Raw genomic sequence first — 5,065 nt, 5'->3', positions numbered from 1 at the left:
GGGATGCGCCACCGCCCACTCCCGCAACCGCTCCACCTGCTCCCGCAGCGCCGCACCCGACCGAGCCGACACCACCCACGGCACCACCCCGCCGACCGGCTCGACCGCCTCGGCCGCCTCGGCCGCCGCCGGAACCTCCGCCTCCGACGCCTCCTCCAGCACCACATGCGCATTGGTGCCGCTGGCGCCGAACGACGACACGGCGGCCCGGCGCGGGCGCTCCGAACGCGGCCAGGCCACCGGCTCGGTCAGCAGCCGGACGTTGCCGGTCGCCCAGTCGATCTGCGGCGAGGGGGCGTCGATGTGCAGGGTGCGCGGCAACTCCTGGTGCCGCAGCGCCATCACCGTCCTGATCACCCCCGCCACACCCGCCGCCGCCTGGGTGTGACCGATGTTCGACTTCACCGAACCGAGCCAGAGCGGCCGGTCGTCGGGACGGCCCCGCCCGTACGTCGCCAGCAGCGCCTGCGCCTCGATCGGGTCGCCCAGCGGGGTACCCGTCCCGTGCGCCTCCACCGTGTCCACGTCGCGTGCGGCCAGCCCGGCGGCCTCCAGGGCCGCCCGGATCACCCGTTCCTGCGACGGACCGTTCGGCGCCGTCAGCCCGTTGGACGCGCCGTCCTGGTTCACCGCCGAGCCGCGCACCACGGCGAGGACGGGGTGTCCGTTGCGGATCGCGTCCGACACGCGCTCGACCACCAGCAGGCCCGCCCCGTCCGCGGGGCTGAAGCCGTCGGCCGCCGCCGAGAACGGCTTGCAGCGGCCGTCCGGGGCGAGGCCGCGCTGCCGGCTGAAGTTGACGAAGGTCTCCGGGGTGCACATCACGGTGGCGCCTCCGGCGAGCGCGAGGTCGCACTCCCCCGCGCGCAGCGCGCCGACCGCCAGGTGCAGCGCGACCAGCGCGGAGGAGCACGCCGTGTCCACCGTCACCGCCGGCCCCTCCAGCCCGAGGACGTAGGACACCCGGCCGGCGAGCAGGCTGGCGGCGTTGGCCATGCCCAGCGTGCCGTCCCGCCCCTTCGCCGTCCGGGCGAGGACGGTGGTGTAGTCGAGCCAGTTGATCCCGGTGTACACCCCGGTGCGGCTGCCGCGCAGGGTGCTCGGGTCGATGCCGGCCCGCTCGACGGCCTCCCAGGAGATCTCCAGCAACAGGCGCTGCTGCGGGTCCATCGCCAGCGCCTCGCGCGGCGAGATCCCGAAGAACCCGGCGTCGAAGTCGGCGGCGTCGTGGAGGAACCCGCCCTCGCGGACGTACGCCGTGCCGGGGGCGTCCGGGTCGGGGTCGTACAGGGCCTCCAGGTCCCAGCCCCGGTCGGTCGGGAAGGCGCCGATCGCGTCGCCGCCGCCCGCCACGAACTCCCACAGTTGCTCCGGCGTCGACAGCCCGCCCGGGAAGCGACAGGCCATGCCCACGATCGCGATCGGCTCGCGGCCCCGCTCCTCCAGCTCCCGGACCCGCCGGTGCGCGTCCCGCGCGTCGGCGACGGCCCGCTTGAGGTAGGACCGCAGCTTCTCTTCCGACTCGGCCACGTCTACTCCGACTCCTCGATCGAACGGTCGTTGTCGCTGGTCTGGTGCTGGTGCCGGTCCCACGGTGGGCCCGGGTGGGTCCGCGGCATCACTCGAACCCCTGGTCGACGAGGGAGAACAGCTCGTCGTCGCTGGCGGACCCGAGGTCGTCCTCGTCGGTTCCGTCGGCCCCGTCGTCGGGTGCCCCGCACAACGCCAGCAGCTCGCGCAGGCGTTCGGCGATCCGGTCGCGGGCCCCGTCCTCGGCCAGGACCGCCGGCAGCGCCTCGTGCAGCCGGTCCAGGTCGGCGAGCACCGGTGTGGCCCCGGAGGACTCCTCGGCGAGGCGCGCCAGCACGTGGCGGGCCAGGCTCACCGGGTTCGGGAAGTCGAACACCAGCGTCGAGCGCAGGTGCACGCCGGTGGCGCGCACCAGGCGCTTCCGCAGTTCGACCGCCATCAGCGAGTCGAAGCCGACCTCCTTGAACGCCCGCTCGGGCCCGACCTCGTCGGCGCCCGGGTGTCCGAGCACGGCTGCCGCCACGGTCCGTACGAGCGTGACCAGTTCGCGCTCGCGCTCCTCCTCGGACAGCGCCGCCAGCCGCCGTCGCAGGGCGTCGGCCCCCTGGGTCCCGGGCGTATCGGCGCCGGCGGCCGCACGGCGGACCTCCGGGGTGCGGAGCAGGTGCCGCAGCGGACCGCGCACGGCCTCCGGGCGGGTGCGCAGGGCCGCGCGGTCGGGCCGGGCGAGCACCAGGCCCGGTCCGGCCGCACGCAGCGCCTCGTCGAACAGCACGAGCGCCTCGGCCTCCGTCAACTCCAGCAGTCCTTCCTGGAGTTCGGCCTCGGCTCCGCCGGCTCCGGTGGGGCCCCAGGCGAGCGCGGCGGCGGGCAGGCCGTCGGCGTGCCGGGCGGCCGCCAGCGCTTCGGCGAAGGCGACCGCCGCGGCGGTCGCGGGTGCTTCGGGGGCGCCGGTCAGCCCGCTCGCCGGGGAGAGCGTCACGAGTGACGCGCCCGGATGCGCGGCAAGGAGCCCGGAGAGGGCCAGGCTCGCCTCGACGTCCGGCTCCGCGTCGTCGCGGGCCGCACCGGCCACCGCGAGCAGCACGCCGGCCACCGGGTGCCCGGCGGTGGCCGCGTCCAGCGCGGCACGCAGCCCGTCGTGGTCGCCGGGCGTCCAGGTGACGACCTCGGCCTCCGCGCCCGCCCCGGCCAGCCGGTCCGCCAGCCGGTGCACGGCACCGATGCCCGCGTCGCCGCCCGGCAGCAGGACCAGGCGACGGACACCGTGGGCCGCGACCAGGTGTCCGGCCAGCGCGCCGGCCAGCGGGCCGTCCGCGCCGCCGATCAGCACCGTGCCGCCGCCCGCCCCCCACGGCTCGGCCGGGGCCGCGCGGTCGGCCGCCACTGCCCTGGCCAGCGAGGGGGCGAGCAGCCGTCCGCCGCGCACGGCGAGCCTCGGTTCGCCGGCGGCCACCAGCGTGGGCAGTGCGGCGGCGGAGGCCGGGTCGGCGTCCAGGTCGGCCAGCAGGATCCGGTCCGGGTGCGCGGCCTGGAGCGCGCACACCGCGCCCCAGACAGCCGCCCGGGCCGGGTCGGGCACCCGGTCCCCGTCCGTGGTGAGGACGGCCTGCCGGGTCACCAGCAGGAGCCTGCTGTCGGTCAGCCCCGGTTCGGTGGCCCAGGCCGCGACCTGAGCCGCCGCGAGCGGGATCCGGGGGAATGCCGCGGCGGACGGCTCGGCGTCCGGGGCGGCGTCCGGGTCCAGGTCGGTCGCGGCGAGCACGACGGTGTCGGGTGCCGGCGAGCCGGCCGCGACGGCGGCGGCGAGGGCCGCCACATCCGCGTACCGGGCCGCCGGGTCGAAGTCGTCGAGGGCGCCGAGGGTGTCGAGGGTGTCGAGGGTGTCCGCCGCGCCGAGCACGGCGAGACGTCCGGGCACAGCACGGCCCGGCGCGTCCTCGCCCCGGGCCGACCAGGTCAGTCGGAGGAGCGCGTCCCGGTGCGCACCGCCGGCCGCGCGCAACTGCTCGGCGGAGACCGGGCGCACGGTCAGCGACTCGACCACCGCGACCGGACGGCCCGCCGCGTCCGCGACGCGCATCGACACCGCGCCCTCCCCGCCCGGGGTCAGCCGGACCCGCAGGCCGACCGGACCCGTGCCGGAGAAGCGGACACCGTGCCAGGAGAAGGCGACCCGGACGTCCTCGTCCTCGCCGGCGCCCGCACGGAGCGCCTGGACCCCCGCGTCCAGCAGCGCCGGGTGCACGGCGAAGGCGGCCGCCTCGCGCTCGTGCTCGGCGGGGAGCGCGACCTCGGCGAACAGGTCGTCGCCGCGCCGCCAGGCGGCCCGCAGGCCCCGGAAGGCGGGGCCGTAGTCGACCCCGGAGACCGCCAGGCGCTCGTAGAAGTCGTCCACGTCCAGCGGCGCGGCACCGGGCGGCGGCCAGCTCGCCCACTCGGGGCCGGCGCCGTCGACGTCCGTGCCCTCGACCAGCGTGCCTTCCGCGTGCCGGGTCCAGGGCTGGTCGGCGGGCGCGTGCTCGGGCCGGGAGTGGATGCCGATCGCGCGGGCCCCGGACTCGTCCGGCGCGCCCACGACCACCTGGATCCGCGGCGCCTCGGAGTCGGGCAGGACGAGCGGGGTGTGCAGGGTCAGCTCCTCGACGGTGGGACGGCCCACCTCGCCGCCCGCCCAGGCCGCCAGCTCGACGAAGAGCGTCCCCGGCACGATCGCCGTACCCAGGACGACGTGGTCGGCGAGCCACGGGTGAGCCGCGGCGGAGAGACGACCCGTGAACAGCACGGTGCCGTCGTGGGCCGAACTGACCGCCGCGCCCAGCAGCGGGTGCCCGGCCGGGGCCAGCCCGAGCCCGGCCGGGTCGCCGGCCCGGACGCCCTGGTCCAGCCAGTAGCGGCGGTGCTGGAAGGCGTAGGTCGGCAGATCGACGTGCCGGCCGGCGGGAAGCAGGGTCGTCCAGTCGACGGGCAGGCCGGCGACGAAGGCGGCCGACAAGGCCGTCATCAGACGCGCGGGACCGCCTTCGTTGCGGCGCAGGGTCTCCAGGACCACGGCGCCCGGGACCTCTTCGAGCTGATCCGCGACCGGGACGACCAGCCCCGGGTGCGGACTGCACTCCACGAAGGTGGTGTGCCCGCCCGCGAGGGCCGCGCGCACCGCCGCGTCCAGCCGAACGGTCCCGCGCAGATTGTCGAACCAGTAAGAACCCGCCAACTGCTCAGGTTCGTCCACCACTTCGCCCGTGACGGTCGAGAACATCGCCACCCGGCCCGCCAACGGACGAACGGAGGACGACAGTTCGACGACCTCGTCGCGGACCGCGTCCATGTACGCCGAATGCGAAGCGTAGTCGACCGGAATCCACCGCGCCCGGACACCCTCACGCTCACACCCCTCGACCACGGCGGCCAGCGCCCCGGTGTCCCCGGAGAGCACTACACTCGACGGGCCATTGACCGCCGCCAGCGACAACCGCTCGTCCCCCGCCACCAGTTCGGCCGCCCGCTCCGCGCCCAGGCCGACGGACAGCATCCC

At 76.7% G+C, this 5,065-nt stretch carries 2 protein-coding genes; both read right to left on the bottom strand.

Translation table 11 applies throughout. From position 1 onward, the window contains the following. Positions 1–1,530 (bottom strand): type I polyketide synthase (locus ABT238_RS38500; RefSeq protein ID WP_350807291.1); only part of this gene is annotated, 1,530 nt, incomplete at its 3' end. Between the two features lie 88 nt (positions 1,531–1,618). Next, a partial coding sequence (locus tag ABT238_RS38495) for an acyltransferase domain-containing protein (RefSeq protein WP_350807288.1) occupies positions 1,619–5,065 on the bottom strand: 3,447 nt, incomplete at its 5' end.

It is taken from the genome of Kitasatospora sp. NPDC001527 (genome assembly GCF_040298605.1).
Taxonomy (GTDB): domain Bacteria; phylum Actinomycetota; class Actinomycetes; order Streptomycetales; family Streptomycetaceae; genus Kitasatospora.
The sequence above is the reverse complement of the archived record's forward strand: the minus strand, read 5'-3'. Positions and strand labels throughout refer to the sequence as shown.